Source organism: Mucilaginibacter aquariorum, from assembly GCF_024498135.1.
Taxonomy (GTDB): Bacteria; Bacteroidota; Bacteroidia; order Sphingobacteriales; family Sphingobacteriaceae; genus Mucilaginibacter; species Mucilaginibacter aquariorum.
In genome coordinates this window covers 1,206,916-1,225,840 of the sequence record NZ_JANHOH010000001.1, presented here as the reverse complement: position 1 = coordinate 1,225,840, position 18,925 = coordinate 1,206,916, and the positions used below count along the sequence as shown (strand labels likewise).

General features: G+C 41.4%; 17 protein-coding genes and 1 pseudogene. 7 read left to right on the top strand and 11 right to left on the bottom strand.

The window, feature by feature from the left end:
* Positions 1 to 43: 43 nt before the first annotated feature.
* The 5 genes and pseudogenes from NPE20_RS05360 to NPE20_RS05340 all read right to left on the bottom strand — a co-directional run bounded on the left by NPE20_RS05360 (position 44) and on the right by NPE20_RS05340 (position 4,740).
* On the bottom strand, positions 44 to 769 hold the full coding sequence (locus NPE20_RS05360) for an XAC2610-related protein (RefSeq protein ID WP_256537576.1): 726 nt from the start codon (positions 767 to 769) through the stop codon (positions 44 to 46).
* A 155-nt stretch (positions 770 to 924) separates the two neighbouring features.
* Positions 925 to 2,361, bottom strand: a complete 1,437-nt coding sequence (locus NPE20_RS05355; RefSeq protein WP_256537575.1) for a Glu/Leu/Phe/Val family dehydrogenase — start codon at positions 2,359 to 2,361, stop codon at positions 925 to 927.
* Between the two features lie 157 nt (positions 2,362 to 2,518).
* A complete protein-coding gene (locus tag NPE20_RS05350) occupies positions 2,519 to 2,719 on the bottom strand; it encodes a CcmD family protein (protein WP_256537574.1) in 201 nt (66 codons plus the stop codon).
* 1 nt (position 2,720) lies between these two features.
* A pseudogene (locus NPE20_RS05345) lies at positions 2,721 to 3,404 on the bottom strand (cytochrome c biogenesis protein); the annotation flags it as partial.
* A gap of 256 nt (positions 3,405 to 3,660) precedes the next feature.
* Positions 3,661 to 4,740, bottom strand: coding sequence for a winged helix DNA-binding domain-containing protein (locus NPE20_RS05340; RefSeq protein WP_256537573.1), 1,080 nt, complete (start codon positions 4,738 to 4,740; stop codon positions 3,661 to 3,663).
* A gap of 135 nt (positions 4,741 to 4,875) precedes the next feature.
* Between NPE20_RS05340 and NPE20_RS05335 the strand changes: the two genes are divergently transcribed.
* From NPE20_RS05335 to NPE20_RS05325, 3 genes are all read left to right on the top strand, one after another.
* The gene (locus tag NPE20_RS05335) at positions 4,876 to 6,189 is read left to right on the top strand and encodes a hypothetical protein (protein WP_256537572.1); all 1,314 of its coding nucleotides are present in this window, start codon (positions 4,876 to 4,878) and stop codon (positions 6,187 to 6,189) included.
* 197 nt (positions 6,190 to 6,386) lie between these two features.
* Positions 6,387 to 8,996, top strand: coding sequence for a DNA mismatch repair protein MutS (gene mutS / locus NPE20_RS05330; protein WP_256537571.1), 2,610 nt, complete (start codon positions 6,387 to 6,389; stop codon positions 8,994 to 8,996).
* A 143-nt stretch (positions 8,997 to 9,139) separates the two neighbouring features.
* A complete protein-coding gene (locus tag NPE20_RS05325; RefSeq protein WP_256537570.1) occupies positions 9,140 to 9,715 on the top strand; it encodes a C40 family peptidase in 576 nt (191 codons plus the stop codon).
* On the opposite strand, the gene NPE20_RS05320 is transcribed toward NPE20_RS05325, so the two are convergent.
* Entirely contained in the window at positions 9,712 to 10,455 is a 744-nt protein-coding gene (locus NPE20_RS05320; RefSeq protein WP_256537569.1) for a TMEM175 family protein, read from the bottom strand. The two genes, NPE20_RS05325 and NPE20_RS05320, sit on opposite strands and share 4 nt — an antisense overlap.
* 30 nt (positions 10,456 to 10,485) lie before the next feature.
* Between NPE20_RS05320 and NPE20_RS05315 the strand changes: the two genes are divergently transcribed.
* Positions 10,486 to 10,608 carry a hypothetical protein gene (locus NPE20_RS05315; protein WP_256537568.1) on the top strand — a complete coding sequence of 41 codons (123 nt, stop codon included), beginning with the start codon at positions 10,486 to 10,488 and terminating at the stop codon, positions 10,606 to 10,608.
* On the opposite strand, the gene NPE20_RS05310 is transcribed toward NPE20_RS05315, so the two are convergent.
* Both NPE20_RS05310 and NPE20_RS05305 read right to left on the bottom strand, forming a co-directional pair.
* Positions 10,609 to 12,510: a DUF3857 domain-containing protein gene (locus NPE20_RS05310; RefSeq protein ID WP_256537567.1), complete on the bottom strand. Its 1,902-nt coding sequence runs from the start codon at positions 12,508 to 12,510 to the stop codon at positions 10,609 to 10,611.
* A complete protein-coding gene (locus NPE20_RS05305; RefSeq protein WP_256537566.1) occupies positions 12,510 to 14,480 on the bottom strand; it encodes a DUF3858 domain-containing protein in 1,971 nt (656 codons plus the stop codon). The genes NPE20_RS05310 and NPE20_RS05305 overlap by 1 nt, the downstream gene beginning before the upstream one ends.
* 119 nt (positions 14,481 to 14,599) lie before the next feature.
* On the opposite strand from NPE20_RS05305, the gene NPE20_RS05300 reads away from it, so the two are divergent.
* Positions 14,600 to 15,619: a 3'-5' exonuclease gene (locus NPE20_RS05300; RefSeq protein ID WP_256537565.1), complete on the top strand. Its 1,020-nt coding sequence runs from the start codon at positions 14,600 to 14,602 to the stop codon at positions 15,617 to 15,619.
* Between the two features lie 42 nt (positions 15,620 to 15,661).
* Here the strand turns inward: NPE20_RS05300 and queG are convergent, their stop codons facing one another.
* Positions 15,662 to 16,600, bottom strand: coding sequence for a tRNA epoxyqueuosine(34) reductase QueG (gene queG, locus NPE20_RS05295; protein WP_256537564.1), 939 nt, complete (start codon positions 16,598 to 16,600; stop codon positions 15,662 to 15,664).
* A gap of 140 nt (positions 16,601 to 16,740) precedes the next feature.
* Between queG and NPE20_RS05290 the strand changes: the two genes are divergently transcribed.
* Positions 16,741 to 17,133, top strand: coding sequence for a SpoIIAA family protein (locus NPE20_RS05290; RefSeq protein ID WP_256537563.1), 393 nt, complete (start codon positions 16,741 to 16,743; stop codon positions 17,131 to 17,133).
* Positions 17,134 to 17,140: 7 nt separating this feature from the next.
* Complete coding sequence (locus NPE20_RS05285; protein ID WP_256537562.1) at positions 17,141 to 17,383, top strand: hypothetical protein; 243 nt, start codon at positions 17,141 to 17,143, stop codon at positions 17,381 to 17,383.
* Positions 17,384 to 17,420: 37 nt separating this feature from the next.
* Here NPE20_RS05285 and NPE20_RS05280 read toward each other — a convergent pair whose 3' ends face one another.
* Both NPE20_RS05280 and NPE20_RS05275 read right to left on the bottom strand, forming a co-directional pair.
* A complete protein-coding gene (locus NPE20_RS05280) occupies positions 17,421 to 17,894 on the bottom strand; it encodes a nuclear transport factor 2 family protein (protein ID WP_256537561.1) in 474 nt (157 codons plus the stop codon).
* Between the two features lie 81 nt (positions 17,895 to 17,975).
* Positions 17,976 to 18,887 carry a polysaccharide deacetylase family protein gene (locus NPE20_RS05275; RefSeq protein WP_256537560.1) on the bottom strand — a complete coding sequence of 304 codons (912 nt, stop codon included), beginning with the start codon at positions 18,885 to 18,887 and terminating at the stop codon, positions 17,976 to 17,978.
* Between the last annotated feature and the right edge of the window lie 38 nt (positions 18,888 to 18,925).

Sequence of the window (18,925 nt, the reverse complement as noted above, 5' to 3'; positions counted from 1 at the left end):
ATGGGTAGGGGAAATTGGGGGCTGTAAGTTATGGGTGTACTATTTATAAAAACAGCTTATAATTTTTATGCCAGTAACTTTGTATAAAGCCCCATTTATTCTCTTCGTAATTGTTAATGATATTTATAGATAGCCGACGTATTTCGGTTTCCTTTTTGCCGCGCTTTTTATAAATATATACGCCATCTTTAATGTCGGTGTCGGCACATTCGTATCCTTCAATAGTGCCAATTTTTACAGGCTTATAATTATCAATATAGAACAGGTCGCTCGTCCAGTTCATGTCGGCACATCCACTGCGATGGTAGGAATAGTAATATTTTGTGTTGGCTATTGCCTCGGGTGCCGGGAAAGCTTCAAAGCCAATAACTTCCTGATAGGTTTTGCTGGCTTTATTATACAGCAATAAACCTCTTATGCCCGGCACATTCTCTGAATGTACTATCCAGATATCTTTGTAGCCGTCATTGTTAAAATCCTTAAACTTAGCGTTGCTTATGTAAGACGAATCGCGGAAAATAGTATCGTTTTTTGAATTGAACACATACAGGCCAACCTGCATAGTTCTCTGAATTGTAAAATGCTGACCATCTACAACATCCCTGGTTATATCAAGTATTGTATCAACAACTTTTGGTACAGGCATTACTTTACTAATTAAAGCTTTATGCTTAACTGTTTTAGTTTTCACTACTCTTTGATTCCCGGTTTCCTTTTGTTTACAGGAAATAATCAGCATCATAAAAACCAGAAAAAAAGCCTTAGGCATAGCAATAAATTTGGCATCAATATACATATTAATTATGCGATAGAATGATCAGTAAAAAAAAGAATTTAAACAAAAAGAGCGCCTTTTTGGGCGCTCTTTGTAATATTAAGATGGAAACTAATCTCTAATCTCCACCCTCTAATCTCTAAAATAAATCACGGCCAAACACCAAGGTTTTGGTATGATACTGCTATTTTGTTGATAGCGCCCACCATAGCTGCATTACGCAGGGTACCTATAGCCGGGTTGCTTTTGTAGATCTCTCTTATTTCGTGGTAAGAGCGGATCATGGTATCTTCTAAACCAGAGTTTACCAGTTCAAGCTCTGATGCACCTTTAACGATAGTTGCACGCTGTATTGGCGTTAATGGCACACCGGTAATACCTTCTACCATATTCACCAGGTTAAGGTTTGAGTTTTCTTCGAACCTGCGGTTGATACGGCCAAATGCTACGTGGCTCAGGTTTTTTAACCACTCAAAGTATGACACAGTAACACCACCGGCATTAGCATACATATCCGGGATGATCATACCACCAGCTTTGTAAAACGCTTCTTCCGCTTCCGGCGAAGTTGGGCCGTTTGCACCTTCAGCAATAATTTTTGCTTTGATGTTGGCAATGTTTTCTGCTGTTATCTGGTTTTCTAATGCAGCAGGCACTAAAATATCGCATGGCTGCTCCAGGCCGTCCATAGTGTTTTTAAACTCTTGCTTAGCACCGGCATAACCCAATATAGAGCCGGTTGATTTGCGGTGCTGGAATACAGCCTCTACATCTAAACCATCAGCGTTATAAATAGCGCCTTCAAATTCGCAAAGTCCAACTATCACCGCGCCAAACTCTGATAAGAATTTTGCTGAATAGTAACCCACGTTACCTAAACCCTGTACAATTACCTTTTTGCCCGATAGGCCTGTAGTTAAACCTATTTTTTGCATATCCTCGGCAACGCTTACACATTCGCGTACAGCAATAGCCACACCACGGCCGGTAGCCTCGCGGCGGCCTGCAATACCGTGTAATGAAATTGGTTTACCTGTAACCGCACCTAAAGCATCAAGCTGGCCCGGGTTCATGGTTGCATAGGTATCAGCGATCCAGCCCATCTCACGCTCGCCCGATCCATAATCTGGTGCAGGTACGTCAATGCTGGGGCCTATAAAGTTCTTTTTGATCAATTCTACTGTGTAACGGCGGGTTATGTTTTCCAGTTCACCAACAGTGTAGTTTTTTGGGTTTATTTTGATACCACCCTTTGCACCGCCAAACGGTACGTTTACAATAGCACATTTGTAGGTCATAAGGGCTGCAAGTGCCATAACCTCATCCTCGTTAACCATTTCGCTGTAGCGGATACCGCCCTTGGTTGGCGACTGGTGGTGCGAGTGTTCTACACGCCAGGCATCAATTACTTCAAAGCCATTGCCTTTGCGTATTGGGAAACGAAAGCGGTAAACACTGTTGCAAGATTTGATCTGGTCTAACAAGCCTGCATCGTGGTGGGTGAACTGTGCTGCATGATCAAAGTTTTTACATACATCACCAAAAAAGTGGGTATCCTGATCAGCAGTCGGATTATTGATATTCATAATTTAGAATTGGATAAATAATTAATTCCTTAAAAAAGTGCACAAATTTGGTATATTTTTTATCAATAATGCAAATTTTAAAAGTTAGTGTATCCGTTACACCCGTGGTAAATTAGGCCCAAAATCAATGTTTAAATAACATAGGCCGTTCTTTTATTTATTTTTCTTTCTCTATTTTTTTCAATCTTCTGTCAATGCTGAACAGGTAAATGGCCAGCCCTGCAAATACAATTACAATAGTGCCTATCACCACGTATATTTTGCCCGAGCTGCGCATTTCGTCTGCCATTTCAACGGCTTGTGCTTTAACGGCAACAAAACATAGCAGCATAAGTATTAAGGAAACAAGTTTTTTCATCTTAGTTGATAGCGTTCTTTTTATATTCAATTAAACGGATACGGTAACGGATAGTTGCGATCCAAACGGCCATAAGCGCCCAGGCAATAAAAGCCGGGTAAAGCACTATACGCATGCGGTCGTCCATATCCAGTTTGCCAAATGCAGGGTTACCGCCGTTACCGGGGTGTAATGAGTCGGTTAAACGGGGTAGTACCATTATCAGCACCACCATAACGGGGAAGGCAAAAATGTTATATATAGCCGAGATCTTCGCTCGTTTCTGTTCTTCGTCTATCGAGTTGCGCAGCACCAGGTAGGCGCAGTAAAGCAAAAAGGCAATAGCGGCACTATTCTGTTTTGGGTCGTTACTCCAGTATTCGCCCCAGGCATATTTGGCCCAAAGCATGCCGGTTATCAGCCCTAAAACAAAAAAGAAGATTCCCGTATTTGCAGCCTCAACGGCTATCAGGTCGTGCTCTTCCTTACCCGATTGCAGGTATTTGATACTGTAAATAACCGATATAGTGAACACCGTGAACATGGCAATCCACATTGGGACGTGGAAATATGTATTTCTTATGGTTTCGTGCAATATGGGCAATCTTGGCACACCCAGCAGAAACCCGGCTACAAGCGTGTAAAATATAATTACAACGGCTAATACCTTCCACCAGGTTTGATAAATGAATTTCATATATAAATTATGGCAGCAAAGGTAATAATTTACTTATGTATTGGTGATCATTATTTAGCCCTCAAAGTAACAATTAAAGGCATTTTTAGCACAAATTACCAATGTTTCATTGATGCATTTAATACGTTGTTAATTCTTTTGTTAAAAGACGCTATCAATAATAATTTAATGACTTTTGGTACCAACAGAATTACTTAATGACGGAATAAAGACAAAGTAGGGGTGTTTGCGATTTTCTTCATGATGGTATGGTGGGTTAGATAAACTAAGATACTTGTTTTATTAATACATCCTTCAACTGCAAAAACTCCGCATAATCTTTCGCGGCTTTTTCAATGGCTTTTAAATTTAACTGGCTTAACTTTTTAAAAGGTGTTAGCTCTACCTCAAGCGTGTCCTTTTTAATCGCGCGTTTCCAGATGCCCTCAATTTTGCCGTTGAGGATGATGGTATGGTTAAAGATGGTACCACGCGGGTCGGCCTTGCTAATGTCGTTTGCGTTGATAGCAAAGCTGCGGTCTTTATAACTCACAATGTATTCGTCGTAATTGGGCAGGAGGTAGGCTGCTGCGGGCTTTTCGGATGAGTGACTGCCGGTAAACCAGTATGTATTATTCTCAAACACATAGCTTTCAAATTTATCTTTCAGGGTATCTATTCCGGCGCGGGCATCGGTAATGGTAAGTCCGCTCCACCAAACAAAGTCGGCCAGTGTTGCCGGGCCGTGGGATATAAAATACCGTTCCATCAGGTTAACAACCGCTTCATCATGGTCGAGCTTTTTGCTTTGGGGGATGCGGTCGTCAAATAACGCGTAGGTAAATTGCTTGCCCTCGCGGCCGCCGCTGCATATGGACTGTTCGAGTTCCAGGTGCATCAAAATGTGCACAAAGCGCTGTTCATCGGTGTTGATACCGTTATGCTTAAGCAGGGCCGATAATTTATCGCGTGCAATTTGGTTACCGCCTTTTAGGGCTTTGCTTATAATGTTCTCGCTTTTTGTTAGTACGGCCTGGTCTATTTCTAATTGTTTATGCCTGCCTTTGGCAAGGGCCTGTATTCGCGAAGCCGTTAGGTCCAGCATCCATCTTAGATCATCGGGGTGTACAAAATGCCAGGTGGGCCGCATTACATGTGTGCGAATGATATCGCCTTTGGCAAAAGCTTGTTCTATCCCGTCATCAGTGCCATTTATCAGCCGCATACCCAACGCCCATTTGGCACCGGTATAATCTTGCGATTGTACAGCCCCCAGATATTTAACCACATCGGCAGGGTTGCTAAACGCGGGCTTAGCCAGGTGCTGGTTTTGTAAACGAAGGTTAGAAAGATCAAAATCCATCATCTGAATATTTTGCTGTTGGAATTATTTATTAATTATGCGGCTTAACGTAAAGCAATAAAGTGAAAGCAGGTACAAAACTGTATATTGCACTAACCTAAGCTGTTATACCTATAACACAGTATCATAATTTATACAATGTTAAAAAAACGAGTACAATTTTTGTCTATTGCTGTTTTAACAGTGTCCGTTATTTTTTATTCCTTTAACTGGCTGCTCAAAACAGCAGACTCCCATCCCTCAGTAAAGCTTACCCCGGTTAAAAGGTTTGTGTTTAAATCATTTGTTGATTGCAACATGTCTGAAGTTTGGGTTGGCAATAAATTTATGATATTTCCGGGTAAGTATGGCGAAGACCCAGTTTGGGGGCCATCAAATAACTTAAAATACGCCACGGGTAATACCGTAGATGAAGCCTTTGGCACAGCCGAAAAAGATTTTGTTGAGCCACAGCTACCACCCAATGTGCCGCCTGGCCAGCCGGGGCTCCACGGCGCGGTATGGTTCGAATCTATTTATAAGGATGTTAAAGACCAAACCGGCCAAACGCTTTATGCCTTGTATCACAATGAAAATTACCCGGCAACATTGCCTTATGATGAACGCAGCGGTAAAGGATATAAAAATGAAAAATGGCCCGAGGGGCTAAGAGGGCCGGCAACAGCTTCGGCAGTGTGCCGCATAGGGATAATGAGATCGGTAAATGGTGGCAAAAGCTGGGTTAACCGTGGGATCTTTATTGAAGATGAACAACCCCGGATGATACTTAAGCCCAATAATACGGCTATCAATTTTGCGGGCGGTACCGGCGACCCGTCGGCGGTTGCCGGCGGCAAATATCTTTACCTTTTTTATGGTGAATACGGTTACCCGGGCACCTATGATGAGGCTACTTATAATCCCAAAAATGAATGGAAAGGGCAGTGCATTAGCATGGCACGCATATTATTAACAGATCTGGATCATCCCGAAGGGAAAGCTAAAAGATGGGATGGCAAAGGGTTTAATGTACCTTATAACGGCGCGGGAAAACCTGTATCATCATTACAGATCCCGCTTGCAGAAGGCGGCGGACCAACATCATCCCCAACGGCTAAATATTACTGGGGCCCATCGGTAAGTTGGAACACTTATTTAAATTGCTGGGTAATGCTAATGGCAAAAGCCGAAGGGCCATCATGGAAAGGGAATAGCGTTTATATCTCGTTCAACAAAAACAAAGACCTTGGGTTGGCAGATAATTCGCAGCAATGGAGCAAGCCTAAGCTGCTGGCAAAAAAGGAGGGGCATACGCTATGGTACCCGTCTCTGCAGCCTATTAATTCGGCAGCTAATAAAGATAACGAGTACTCGTCGTTAAAATTAGGGCAGCATGCAAGGTTGTTTTATAAAGATAATGACAATGCAAAGAACGATTATGTATCTGAGTACTTGGTGGAGTTTGTGAAGTAGAAATACGTCGTTTATAGGTCGTTTCAAAGTCGTTTACAGGCCTAAATTTGCCTTTTTTTGGCGCTCCATTTAAACAAAAAGTGGAATAACCAGAACATATGCGCTAAAATGCAATCCACAAATCTTAACTTTTCCACAATCCCTGTAATTCGCATTCAATCAATTAAATTAGCCGATTATTAATTACAGCAAATCCCTTGGCTAAGAGCGAAACGAAAGAAACCCCTTTAATGCAGCAGTATAATACTATTAAGGCTAAGTACCCCGGTGCTTTGCTGCTGTTTCGCGTGGGCGATTTTTATGAAACCTTTGGTCAGGATGCCATTAAGGCTTCGGGCATATTAGGTATTGTACTTACACGCCGTGGTAATGGGGTAGGTACACATATTGAACTGGCCGGTTTCCCGCACCACTCGCTGGATACCTACCTGTCTAAACTGGTGCGTGCAGGTCAGCGTGTAGCTATCTGCGATCAGCTTGAAGACCCCAAAACCACCAAAACAATTGTTAAACGTGGTGTTACCGAGCTGGTTACGCCGGGCGTTGCCACCAGCGATAACATACTGCAGCAAAAAAGCAATAACTATTTGGCTTCGCTATATTTTGAAAAAAATAGCGTGGGTATAGCCTTGCTGGATATTTCTACGGGCGAGTTCATTGCCGCGCAGGGCAGTACAAGTTATATAGATAAACTGCTGCAAAGTTATGCACCCAGTGAAGTAATATTTCCCAAAAGCCGCCAGCACGATTTTAAGGATACCTACGGCGACCGCTTTTACACCTACACCCTTGATGAATGGCCCTACAGCGGCGATTATGCTTACGAAACGCTGCTAAAGCATTTCGGTGTAAAATCATTAAAAGGTTTTGGTATTGATAAGCTTAACCTGGGCATTGTAGCGGCCGGTGTGGCACTGCATTACCTGAATGAGACCGAACATCGCAACCTGCAGCATATATCGGCCATTGGCCGGATAGAAGAGGACAGGTACCTGTGGCTGGATAGGTTCAGCATCCGCAATCTGGAACTGGTTGGTTCTAATAACGAGAACGCATTAACCCTTGTTGATGTGCTGGATCATACCTGTTCGCCCATGGGCGCACGTATGCTGCGCAGGTGGATTGTAATGCCGCTTAAAGAGATTAAACCTATTAACGACCGCCTTGGTGTGGTTGAATACCTGATAGAGCAGGAGGAACTGCGCGAAACACTGCAAAACCAGATCCGCCAGATTGGTGACCTGGAAAGGCTGATCTCAAAAATTGGCCTGCAAAAAGCTAACCCCCGCGAGGTTTGCCAGTTGAAAAAAGCTTTAATTGCTATAGAAAGCATCAAGAAACTAACTGAAGGTTCGGCCAGCGAACCAATGAGAGCCATTGGTGAACAGCTAAATCCATGCGTATCTATCAGCGAAAGAATTGCCCGCGAACTGCACCCCGAACCACCTGTTATGATGGTAAAAGGTTCGGTGATGAACGAGGGGATAAACGAGGAGCTGGACAGGCTGCGTAAAATAGCTTTCGGTGGTAAAGGTTACCTGCTGGAGATCCAAAAACGCGAGGCGGAAGCTACCGGCATCCCATCGCTTAAAGTATCGTTCAATAATGTGTTTGGGTATTATCTGGAAGTAACTCATAGTCACCGCGATAAAGTGCCTAGTGAGTGGATCCGTAAGCAAACGCTGGTAAATGCCGAGCGCTATATTACTCCCGAATTAAAAGAATACGAAGAGCAGATCTTGGGTGCCGAAGAAAAGATATTGGTGCTGGAAACCAAGCTTTATAACGACCTGCTATACGCCCTTGCCGAATATATCAAGCCTATCCAACTGAATGCTATCCTGATAGCCCGTTTGGATGTGTTGTTGAATTTTGCCACCATATCCATCAAAAACTACTACGTTAAACCGGATGTAAACGATAGCCGTGTGCTGGATATAAAAGGTGGCCGACACCCCGTAATAGAAAAGAACCTTCCGTTGGGCGAGGAATACATCACCAACGATGTTTTCCTGGATTCGGAGTCGCAGCAGATCATTATCATAACAGGCCCTAACATGGCTGGTAAATCGGCATTGCTGAGGCAAACCGGCCTTATTGTGCTGATGGCGCAAATGGGTTGTTTTGTACCGGCCAAGGCTGCTTCTATAGGTTTGGTTGACAAGATATTTACCAGGGTGGGGGCATCAGATAACCTGTCGTCGGGCGAATCTACCTTTATGGTGGAAATGAACGAAACGGCCAGCATCCTCAATAACTTAAGCGACAGAAGTTTGATTTTACTGGACGAAATTGGTCGCGGTACCTCAACTTATGATGGTATTTCTATTGCCTGGTCGATAGGTGAATACCTGCATAACCACCCATCAGCAAAGGCTAAAACACTTTTTGCAACCCACTATCACGAGCTGAACGAATTAAGCAACAGTTTTAACCGGATCAAAAACTATAACGTATCGGTTAAGGAAGTTGGCCAGCAGATCATATTCCTGCGTAAGTTGGTTCCTGGTGGCAGCGAGCATAGCTTTGGTATCCATGTGGCCAAATTGGCCGGTATGCCGCAGAAAGTATTGAGCAGGGCTAATGAGATCTTGAAGAAACTGGAGAACGAACGAACAGGCGGCGAGCATATAAAAGAAAGCATCCGTAAGGTTCAGAAGCAGGCCGTACAAATGCAAATGTTCTCAATAGATGATCCGGTACTGGTTAAAATTCGGGACACTCTGAATAACCTTGATGTAAATACCCTAACGCCTGTTGAAGCTTTAATGAAGCTGGACGAGATACAAAGGGTGATAAAAGGTTAGTAGATGTGCAGATTTTCAGATGTGCAGATGAAGCACGCCAATCATCTGCATATTTGCACATTTGAAATCTGCACATCTGGTTTATGTTGAAATGTTTAAAACATCTGTTGTAACATTTAAGCGTTAACAAATATCTTTAGCGTATGCTAATACCTCGCTATTTACGCTTACTGCTATTTTTTGCCGTAGCCATTATATTATCATCCTGTCATTCAAAAAAATTAACGGTTAGGAACGGGGGGAGTGGCTCATATGCCATGGTTAAGCCCGATAAGGATATCGCCGAAAAATATTCTGCTTTAATGGAGGTGAACCGTAACGAAATACAAAACGGCAGGCTATATAGCTTTATTGAAGAATGGTATGGCACACCTTACCGCTTTGGTGGTTTAGATAAAAACGGTATAGATTGCTCGGGTCTTACTTCCTTACTTGAACAACAGGTATATGGTATTACTATTCCGCGTATGACCAGTAAACAGATTTTGGTTATAAAACGTAAGTATGAGGAAGAACTAAAAGAAGGCGATCTGGTGTTCTTCGATTTTGATGGTAAGCAATTTAGTCATGTTGGGGTGTACCTGCAAAACGGTTACTTTGTACATGCCAGTACACGTAAAGGTGTTATGATTGCCAGGCTGCATGATAATGGTATCTATAAATTTTTCTCGCGCGGGGGATCAATCATCGATCCGGTGTATTCATCACAGACCGATTAATCAGCAGGTTCAGCTACCACTACTTTCGCAGGTTTCCTTTTTCTTGATTTAAAGATCCGGGCTATCAATGGCCCATCTTTTTGAGGATTTGGATTAAGCCTTTTACGTATAACACCAAATGCTATAGCCCACAACAAAAAACCATAAGAAAATACTTCTGGATTGAATTTGTAGTGAATCCCGGCAATGGCATAGATAAATAGAGCCGGTATTGCTATGAAATTAAACTTTTGAGCTTTCCATTCCAGGTTTATTTTAATCTGGTTGGGTTTAATGCAGAGTTGTTGGGCATTACGCACTAAATAACCCGTTAGAAGCGTATGGGCAAATAAAGCCAGCATAATTACTGTGAGATAAACGTAAAATCCTTCATAATTTTTAGGGCTTAAGGTTTCTGCCATTACAGATACCCCAAACGGGAACAGGGTAATAAAAAACAGGAAAATAAGGTTGTATATAATGAGTTGTTTGGTGTAGTCTTTTAAGTAACTGAATAGTTTAAGGTGTTTTGCCCAAAACATGCCGGTTATAAAAAACGCGAATATATAAGCGGCCAGCTTGGGTAATAATTCTATGAACGATCCCTCAAGCTTTTCCGTGCTGGCATGGCGCATACCTTCAGGGAGTTTTATCTCTAACACCATAATGGTAATAATGATAGCAAAAACGGCATCACTGAATAGTATTACCCTTTCCAGCTGAAATTCCCTTTTAATATCCTGTTCTTCTTTAATATCCATTACTTAAATATAATTTATAATTTTGTGTCGATGTCAAAGCAAAAAAACGATTACTCTTTCTGGACTAAATATAAGCGTTATGCCGGCAACGAAATAATGCTGTACGTGATCATGATAGTTGGTATTATACTGGGTATCATCATTTTTAGCTGATCAATTTTTCACCAGCGTTACATTATAGCTATCAGCATCGGCAGCTGTCTGGTAAAACTCAACCAGGTCATGGTAGCTATCTTTATCATAAGTGCCATCAATCAATTCCATTCTGCGTTTATATATCAATTTGCCATCGCTTATAGTGGCGCTCACTTTAAATTTCCCAAATGGTTTAGTAAGGTTTATATTTAAAGGTTCCATATCCGGGTGGTAACCGGCAGGTAGGGTATAAACAATTTCATCTTCATCGGTATAGCCCCGGTTTATGTAAACAGGGTTTGTGCGGTTGCGTACATCGCGAATGCTTCGTTGCTTGTTTACAGGGTTTAAAGTAAAATAAAGTTTACCGTTATCTGCCGATGCAAAATCACGCGCACTTAGCTTTATACTTTCGGTAGCAATAGGTATTTGCTTTTTATCCTGTTTAATATCAAGCTTCTCTATACTAAGGTTACTGATATTTGTATACATTTTTTGCAAGGTTTTAACCTGTTCTGTTAAGGGCTCGCCAACTAACTCTTCAGGGTTATCATACTGTGTACCTTTATAGGTGGTAACCATATCACCGCTAAGGGCACCATCTTTATCAATGATAAAACCAGCCTTACGTATTTGCAGGTTATCTTGCGAGGTATATTTTGGAGTATGTAATAATTTGCCACCTTCTGGGGTGCACGCCAGTACTGTACGGTCATCAGTAAAATCACTTAAAAAGCCAAAGGGGATTTTTTGGCTGGTACATTCTAAATAAGTAGTATCATTTTTTATAGGCAGGCAAAGTATCACATGATTACCCTGGTTCATACTGGCAAAATCATGAAGCATACTTACCTTGCTGTTATCACCGTAAACCACACAATACCAGGAATCGATATTTACAGCTTTTAATAAAGCCTGGGTATAATTTACCAGCGCCTTGCAATCGCCATAATTAAGCTTATCTACATCTGCAGCTAAAAAGGGTTGATACCCGCCAATACCCACCTGTACGCTTATATACCGGGTTTTACCCTGCATATATTCATATATTTTTTTAGCCTTTTGCTTAACATCGGTAATACCGGCAGTTAATACTTTTACCTGTTCAATAGTTTGTGGCGGGAGTGCCTGCCGGTTGGCTAACAGCTTATCATAACTCCAGTGGCCAAGTTGGTTCCAGTTGGTAAAAGAGCCGGCTATACCGGCATACACAAAGTTTTGAGGGGCTATTTTTACCCTGCTCAGGTAAGTTTCGCTAAGCGGGCTATATGGCTCAGACCTTAAAGCTTTAAGGTTGCTTACCTGCCAGGTGTAAGTTTTAAGGCCATCTTTGTTTGTACCAGTGTTAACCTTTGCGGGCATATTTATCTCTTTGTACCTGATGTTGAAATCGGGCTTGCAGGCAAACGTGAAAGAGCTTTTTTCAACAGCCAGGCCGGTATATGGATTAGGTTCCCAATCTCTGAAGTTCAAGGTTTGCTTTGATTTGACATCATACTCATACTCTATAGTATAAGGGTACGAACCTATTGATGGTATAAAATGCTTCACCCGCGAATCTTCAAATAAAGAAAAATCATTGGCGGCATTCACATCCTCAAAATCCTTTTCTGAAAATTTGCCTGTAAGTTTACCAAACTCGTTATAGGTGGTACCTTTTATACTTTTTATAACATTGCTTTTATCATACCAAACCGCAATGTGTGCAATGTCATCGCCGTTTTTGTTTAGTACAGTTATAGCGGTTTTTATATGGTATAACGTGTTGTTATCTTTTACTTCGGTATATACGCTTTGATTCCTTATTACCGCGCTTGCGTAGGGTAGCAGCTCTTTTGATATCAGGCTTATATCATAATTAACCTGGGCATTTGCCAGGGTTGTCACCAGTAATAGTAAAACTGTAAAAACTTTTCTCATCACTTTTTCTTGAACACTATTTCAGCTTTTTCAGAAGCTATTATTTTGTTGTATAATTCTTTTAAATAGGGGTACTCCTCGGGCGCGTAAATAGATTTATCGAGCTGTATCACGTTAGAGTAGGTGAAAGTGCTGCCATCACCCGTAAATTCAGTAATAAATTTACCACCTTTATTAGGCAAGCTTATAGCAGCGCCTTGCGGCGAACTTTCAATGCCATATCCTTCGGGCAGGTGCATTACTAACATATAACGGCTGCTTGATGGCATGCCCCAATCTACCGGATAATTGCGTTCTTCAAGTTTAAAAGGATTTGTTACGTATCTGTTAACAATTACAGGGTTAAAGGCTAACCTGTTATGGTTTAAATTATCAAAAACATCAATCTCTACTTCATATTGTTCGCCAAGCGGCTTATCAAGGCTATCCAGGTTAGTGATGTTTGATTTAAGGATCTTTATTTTGCCCAGTTTTTCGTCTAGGTTCTCAATAAATTCATCAAGAGTATTAAACTTTTTAATGGCTTTTCGCTTTTCATAGGCTTCGTAACCCATGGAATAAGTAGTGATGGTCCCTTTTAACTTACCATTGGGTTGTAGGGTAAGATCAAGCGCACTTGTGCTTGATCTTTTTTGATTGGCTACAAGATCTATCCAGTACGATGGTTTGTCAAAACTCATTACCCGCCCCTGGTCGTTAAGGCATTTTAGGGGTAACATACCAAATGGCAGCATAGGGTCGGTGGCATCAAGCAGGTAAACTTCGGTGCCAATATTAGCTTTGGCAATTATATAATTAAATTCATTCTCTACAGGATATAACCTGTTTATTAATCCATTATTACGTGTTGAAAGTAAAACGGCCTCGGTTTTTACCCCGGCAGAATTTAACGCCGCAACTAAGCATAAATTAATATCGGCTACGTCGCCGGTGTGTTTATCAAGAGCCTTTCGCACACCATCACTATACTTAGAGTGTATTTCGTTCCACTTAATAGTTTTTTGGATATAAGTATAAACCGCTATGGCTTTTTCCATTTCGGTGGTTTTGCCCACAATTACAGGTGCAATGTATGGTTTAAGCAGATCTTTCTTAATTTGCGAACCAAAATACTCGGAATGTTTTAGATTATAATCTATATCCTTCCATTCTTTGGTTTCCTTCTTTTTAACGCTTGTATAAGGGTTGGTCCAGCTTTCCAGGTTAAAGTATATGGCTGATAAAAAATTTTTTGGCGATGTCATATTATCCTCTTCAATAAAAGCAGGAATATCGGCCATGCCATAGGTTAAAAAAGAACAATCGCTTTTTGAGCCATGGCTGTTAAAACACTCCTTTTCAATGTCGGCTTTGTTTTTGGTAAGTTTAAGGCTGCCACGTATCATGGCGTTATAAGTCCAGAAAGCGGGGATGTGCACCTCGTATTCGGAGTAGGCCTTAGGGATATCATCCTGGAACTCCCATGATGGAAACCTCCAGAAACCCGGTATAATTTTAGTGTAAGTATATTCAATAATACAGCCATTGCGCAGATTAGGCATGGCAAACTTTATCTGTTTCCAATATTTATTTTCGGTTGTGGTGAAGATTTTTGAACTCTCAAGCTCAGCTTTTTTAATGGATCCGTCATTTTCCATATAGGTAGTTACGCCTTTTATATCTGTAACTTCATCATGTGTATCTTCGCTATCATAGAACGGGATTTTAATAGTCCCTTTATCAAAACCTTTGCTATCTAAAATTTTGATCCGTACGTGATATTTAAAAGAGGTTTTAATAGCGTCATCAGCGCCAACGTCTATCCGGGTAGAACCAAATTCTTCCAGCACAAAGGCATGGGCTGATGTATCGTTCTTATAATTTTTTTGCTGCATTTCTTCAACGGTGAATTTGCCGTATTGGAAATTTTGAGCTTGTACCAGTGTTGTAAAAGAGATGAATACCAGTAGGTTAAGTAAAAATTTATGCATGTGGTTTAGGGTGTAATCAATAGCTATGAAAATATAAAATTATCACGACATTCTATACATAAAATAGTGTGCCGATAATTTTGAGAGTTTTCCGACCTTTGTAATACTGATAAACAAAAATGAAATTACAATTAAAGCGGCCTCTTGCCTTTTTCGACCTTGAAACTACCGGTACCAATATTGGCGCCGACCGCATAGTAGAGATATCTGTTATAAAACTTAACCCCGATGGCAGCGAGGAAGTTAAAACCTGGCGTGTGCATCCGGGGATACCTATTCCGTTGGAATCGTCATTAGTACACGGTATTTACGATGAGCATATAAAGGACGAGAAACGTTTCCATGAGCTTGGGCAGGAAATAGCCGATTTTATACATGAAAGCGATCTTGCGGGATACAATTCCAATAAGTTTGATATCCCTATGCTGATGGAAGAATTTTTGCGCGCCGGTGTGCAATTTGATCTGGATAACCGCCATTTTGTAGATGTACAGAACATTTTTCACCAAATGGAGCAACGTACCTTAAAAGCTGCTTACCAGTTTTATTGCGATAAAAGTATAATTAACGCGCACTCGGCCGAGGCAGATACCCGTGCTACCATGGAAGTTTTACTGGCGCAGATAGAGCGTTACGAAAACCAGGAATGGGAAGACAAAAAAGGCAACAAAAGCATCCCGGTAGTAGGTGATGTGGAGGCCTTACATAAATTTACTAACCTGAGCCGCCCGGTTGATTTTGCGGGCCGCATGGTTTACAATGAACAAGGCGAAGAGCTGATAAACTTTGGAAAACACAAAGGTAAAAGGGTAGAAGATGTATTAAATGTAGAGCCAAGCTATTATTCGTGGATGATGCAGGGCGATTTCCCTTTATACACCAAACGTAAGCTGGAAGAGATCTACAAACGCTGGAACGCCAAAAAAGTAGCCGAACGCCAACAAGCCCGACCTGCACAGCCTGCAGCACCTTCAAATGCGGATAAAACAGAAGTACCAAGGCCGGCTTTCCAAAACAATAGCCCTAAAAGCACGCCGCAATTAAACAATAACCAGCCTTTTAAAAAGAAGGAAGAACCAGCAAAACCTGTTAACGAAGATATGTTACAGCAACTGGCCATGAAATTTAAGAAAGGGTAGCGATTAGAGATTTGTGATTAGAGGTTAGTTGTTTCCTAATCTCTAATCACTGTTTCGCAGAAACTGAATATTTCTTTTTAATCCTTCAAATTTTGTTCGCTTCACTGCAGAGTTTTTAAATACCTTTTGAAACACATCGGTAGTAATATCCTCCCAATCCTGCTTGTTTAAGCCCTGAAGCTCCGGATGTGGAGTAAAGGCGGGCTCGCTATGGATCACCGAGAAACGGTTCCAGGGGCATACATCCTGGCAAACATCGCAGCCAAACATCCAGTTATCCATTTTGCCTTTAAACTCCTGCGGTATCTCATTTTTAAGTTCGATAGTAAGGTATGAGATACACCGGCTACCATCAACTACATAAGGGCCAACAATTGCATCAGTAGGGCAGGCATCAATGCAGCGGGTACAACTACCGCAATGGTCGGCAGTGGGTTCAATATCGTATTCCAGCTCTATGTCTACTATCAGCTCGGCTAAAAAGAAAAAAGAACCGGCTTTTTTGCTGATAAGGTTTGTGTTTTTGCCAACCCATCCCATCCCTGCTTTTTTTGCCCAGGCTTTGTCCAGTACCGGTGCCGAATCTACAAATGCGCGGCCGCCAACTTCGCCAATTTTTTGGTTAATTATGTCCAATAATTGCTTTAGCTTTTCTTTAATAACCGAATGATAATCAGAGCCATAAGCGTATTTAGATATTTTGGGGGCTGATGGGTCAAGCTGTATGGTATCAGTATAGTAATTTAAACCTAATGATATAACCGATTTTGCACCATCTACCAGCAAACACGGATCCAGGCGTTTATCAAAGTAGTTTTCCATGTAGCGCATTTCGCCATGCATGCCTTTGTTAAGCCATGCTTCCAGTCGCGGTGCTTCTTCTTCCAAAAACTCTGCTTTGGCTATGCCACAAAACAAAAAGCCCAGGTTTTTAGCCTCGGTTTTTATTAGTTGAGAATATGCCGACAGATTTTGCTGCATTTATACAAAGATACTATAAACCAATGTTTTTATTTAAAGGCTGTATAAGTGGGTGCTGAAAAAAATTAAAATATACAGCAAATAAGTTTCTTTTTAAACAATGGTATGGCTTTTGGTGGTGTTATTATAAACTAAATAACATGCTACAATTTATAAACGACCTGGAACCTCATGTAGTAGGTATACATGCCACAGGCGAGGTGACCAAACAAGATGTGGAAACCGTTTTAATGCCACGAATTGATGAACTGGTAGCGCGGCAGGGAGAAATTAATTATCTGTTGGTGTTGGAAACAGATGTACAAAACTGGACAGCCGGCGCCTGGTGGGATGATATTAAAATGGGCCTGAAGAACTTTACCAAGTGGAATAAAATTGCCGTTGTGAGCAATCAGAAAGGAGTTCAGTGGTTTACAGATGCATTTAGGTTTTTTGTGCCGGGTAAATCAAAGGGCTTTGCATTGAGCGAACTTAGTGAAGCAGTAGAATGGGTTACTGCCAAAGAAAATGAAACAATAGAACAATCTAAATAACACACATATGGAAAATAAACCCGAAGGATTTGACAGGGCCAATGGCCAGGGTCAGAACCATGATATAATTGGAAATGTTGCCAACGTAGGTAACGATATGCTAAAAAAAGATGTCGACGATAAAGATCTTGCCAAAAAGGTGCCAACCGTTACACCTGAAACAATTCCTAATGATAATCCTGAATTGGAAACCCCAACAGATCAAACCTCATCAAACAAAGGGCAAGGGCCGGCGGGCGAGAATTTGTAAAAGGAAAGGGCATCTTCACCAAAGGTGCCCTCTTCTTTTATCTGTTATGATACAATCTTGAATTTGAATAAGTTGCCTCGGCGGTTATCTTATTATTTTTGATCTTGAAAACACTGCAGTTACGGATATCGTAACGTACCGGGCTACCGGCTTTTTCTTTTAACCCCACCACATCATATTCAACCACCACTGTAGAATCGGTATTGATCATATTATCTACCAGGTACCTGGCATCCGGCGATACATAGAATAGTTGATGAAATATCTGGTCGGCACCCTGCGGGCCGAATGATTCGCCGTCCCAATCGGTAGTAGTGATTTTCGCTTTATCAGCGTATTGGCCAATCAGGCTTTTCAGGTCATGATCGTTCAGGTAGCGAAAATGCTCGTCAATAAGTTGTTTGGATGCATCTGTTTGGCTAATGGCTGGTGTTTCGGGTTTGTTATTGCATGCAACAAATAATATGGCTGCAAATAAACCAAATAGGATAGGGTGACGAGTGATAGTCATGGTTTAAAAGTAGTTAAGATTATATCAAAAAGAAACCCTCTTTTGAATAACAAAAGAGGGTTTAAAATACAGGCGCTTAGCTTAGAAGCTATTGCGTACGCTATTGCCAAATGTTTTGGTGCTCCAGTAACCGCTATCCAATATCCTGCGTACAGTTAATAATGGGTAATCCGGATCGCGCTTATCAGCTAATTGGAATGCCATTTTAAAGCCTCTTTTATCAAGCTCGGGTAAAACAGGTTTCTTCCAGATGCCAAAAGGGTATGCGAAATATTGGATCTTTTTACCGGTAATTTCTTCCAGTTTTTTTGTTGGCTTATCAATTTGAGTAACCCAATCATCAACCGGCCTGTTGGTTATTTTTCCATTTAAGCCTTTGATCACCAGGTTAGAGTTATGGGAATATTTATCTACACGGTGATGGTCCCATGTGTGGCTGGAAATTACATTACCATCATCAGATAATTTTTTGATCATATCTGCAGTCATGTAGTTCGGGCGGCCTATAGATACGGTCATCACAAAGAAAACGCCTTTAAAGCCATATTTCTTCATTTCCGGGGCAGCAATGGTATACTGATCAAGATCAGTGTCATCAAACGTAAGCATGACAGGCTTTTTAGGCAATGGTGCACCGGTTGTAAGATAATTATACAACTGATCGGGCAGGATGGTGTGGTAACCACTATCGGCAAGCATTTTTATGTGCTCTTTAAAAGCGGCCACTTGTACAATATAATCTTTAGCGTTTTTAGAATCGGTAGCTTTCCAATCGCGTATTTGGTGATAACAAACTATTGGTACTTGTTTGCGGGCCATAACAGCAGCCTTATCAACAGGGCCGGTTGCCAGTTTTGTCACAGGCGAGGATGCACTTGCTTCAGTTGCCGGCTTTTTATCAGCTTCGGCTTTATCTAATGATGATGATTTAGACTGGCAGGATACCAGGCACAAAATACAAAGTGGCAATAAAGCCGAAAATCGCTTTAACATATGCGGATGATGATTTATTTTGCCGCTAAAATAATATA

Coding starts and splice junctions, on each gene's coding strand:
- queG (WP_256537564.1), bottom strand. CDS start 16,600: ATGCAGCAAAATCTGTCGGCATATTCTCAACTAATAAAAACCGAGGCT.
- NPE20_RS05310 (WP_256537567.1), bottom strand. CDS start 12,510: ATGAGAAAAGTTTTTACAGTTTTACTATTACTGGTGACAACCCTGGCA.
- NPE20_RS05300 (WP_256537565.1), top strand. CDS start 14,600: ATGAAATTACAATTAAAGCGGCCTCTTGCCTTTTTCGACCTTGAAACT.
- NPE20_RS05315 (WP_256537568.1), top strand. CDS start 10,486: ATGTCAAAGCAAAAAAACGATTACTCTTTCTGGACTAAATATAAGCGT.
- NPE20_RS05340 (WP_256537573.1), bottom strand. CDS start 4,740: ATGATGGATTTTGATCTTTCTAACCTTCGTTTACAAAACCAGCACCTG.
- NPE20_RS05325 (WP_256537570.1), top strand. CDS start 9,140: ATGCTAATACCTCGCTATTTACGCTTACTGCTATTTTTTGCCGTAGCC.
- NPE20_RS05360 (WP_256537576.1), bottom strand. CDS start 769: ATGCCTAAGGCTTTTTTTCTGGTTTTTATGATGCTGATTATTTCCTGT.
- NPE20_RS05275 (WP_256537560.1), bottom strand. CDS start 18,887: ATGTTAAAGCGATTTTCGGCTTTATTGCCACTTTGTATTTTGTGCCTG.
- NPE20_RS05285 (WP_256537562.1), top strand. CDS start 17,141: ATGGAAAATAAACCCGAAGGATTTGACAGGGCCAATGGCCAGGGTCAG.
- NPE20_RS05305 (WP_256537566.1), bottom strand. CDS start 14,480: ATGCATAAATTTTTACTTAACCTACTGGTATTCATCTCTTTTACAACA.
- NPE20_RS05280 (WP_256537561.1), bottom strand. CDS start 17,894: ATGACTATCACTCGTCACCCTATCCTATTTGGTTTATTTGCAGCCATA.
- NPE20_RS05355 (WP_256537575.1), bottom strand. CDS start 2,361: ATGAATATCAATAATCCGACTGCTGATCAGGATACCCACTTTTTTGGT.
- NPE20_RS05335 (WP_256537572.1), top strand. CDS start 4,876: ATGTTAAAAAAACGAGTACAATTTTTGTCTATTGCTGTTTTAACAGTG.
- NPE20_RS05290 (WP_256537563.1), top strand. CDS start 16,741: ATGCTACAATTTATAAACGACCTGGAACCTCATGTAGTAGGTATACAT.
- NPE20_RS05320 (WP_256537569.1), bottom strand. CDS start 10,455: ATGGATATTAAAGAAGAACAGGATATTAAAAGGGAATTTCAGCTGGAA.
- NPE20_RS05350 (WP_256537574.1), bottom strand. CDS start 2,719: ATGAAAAAACTTGTTTCCTTAATACTTATGCTGCTATGTTTTGTTGCC.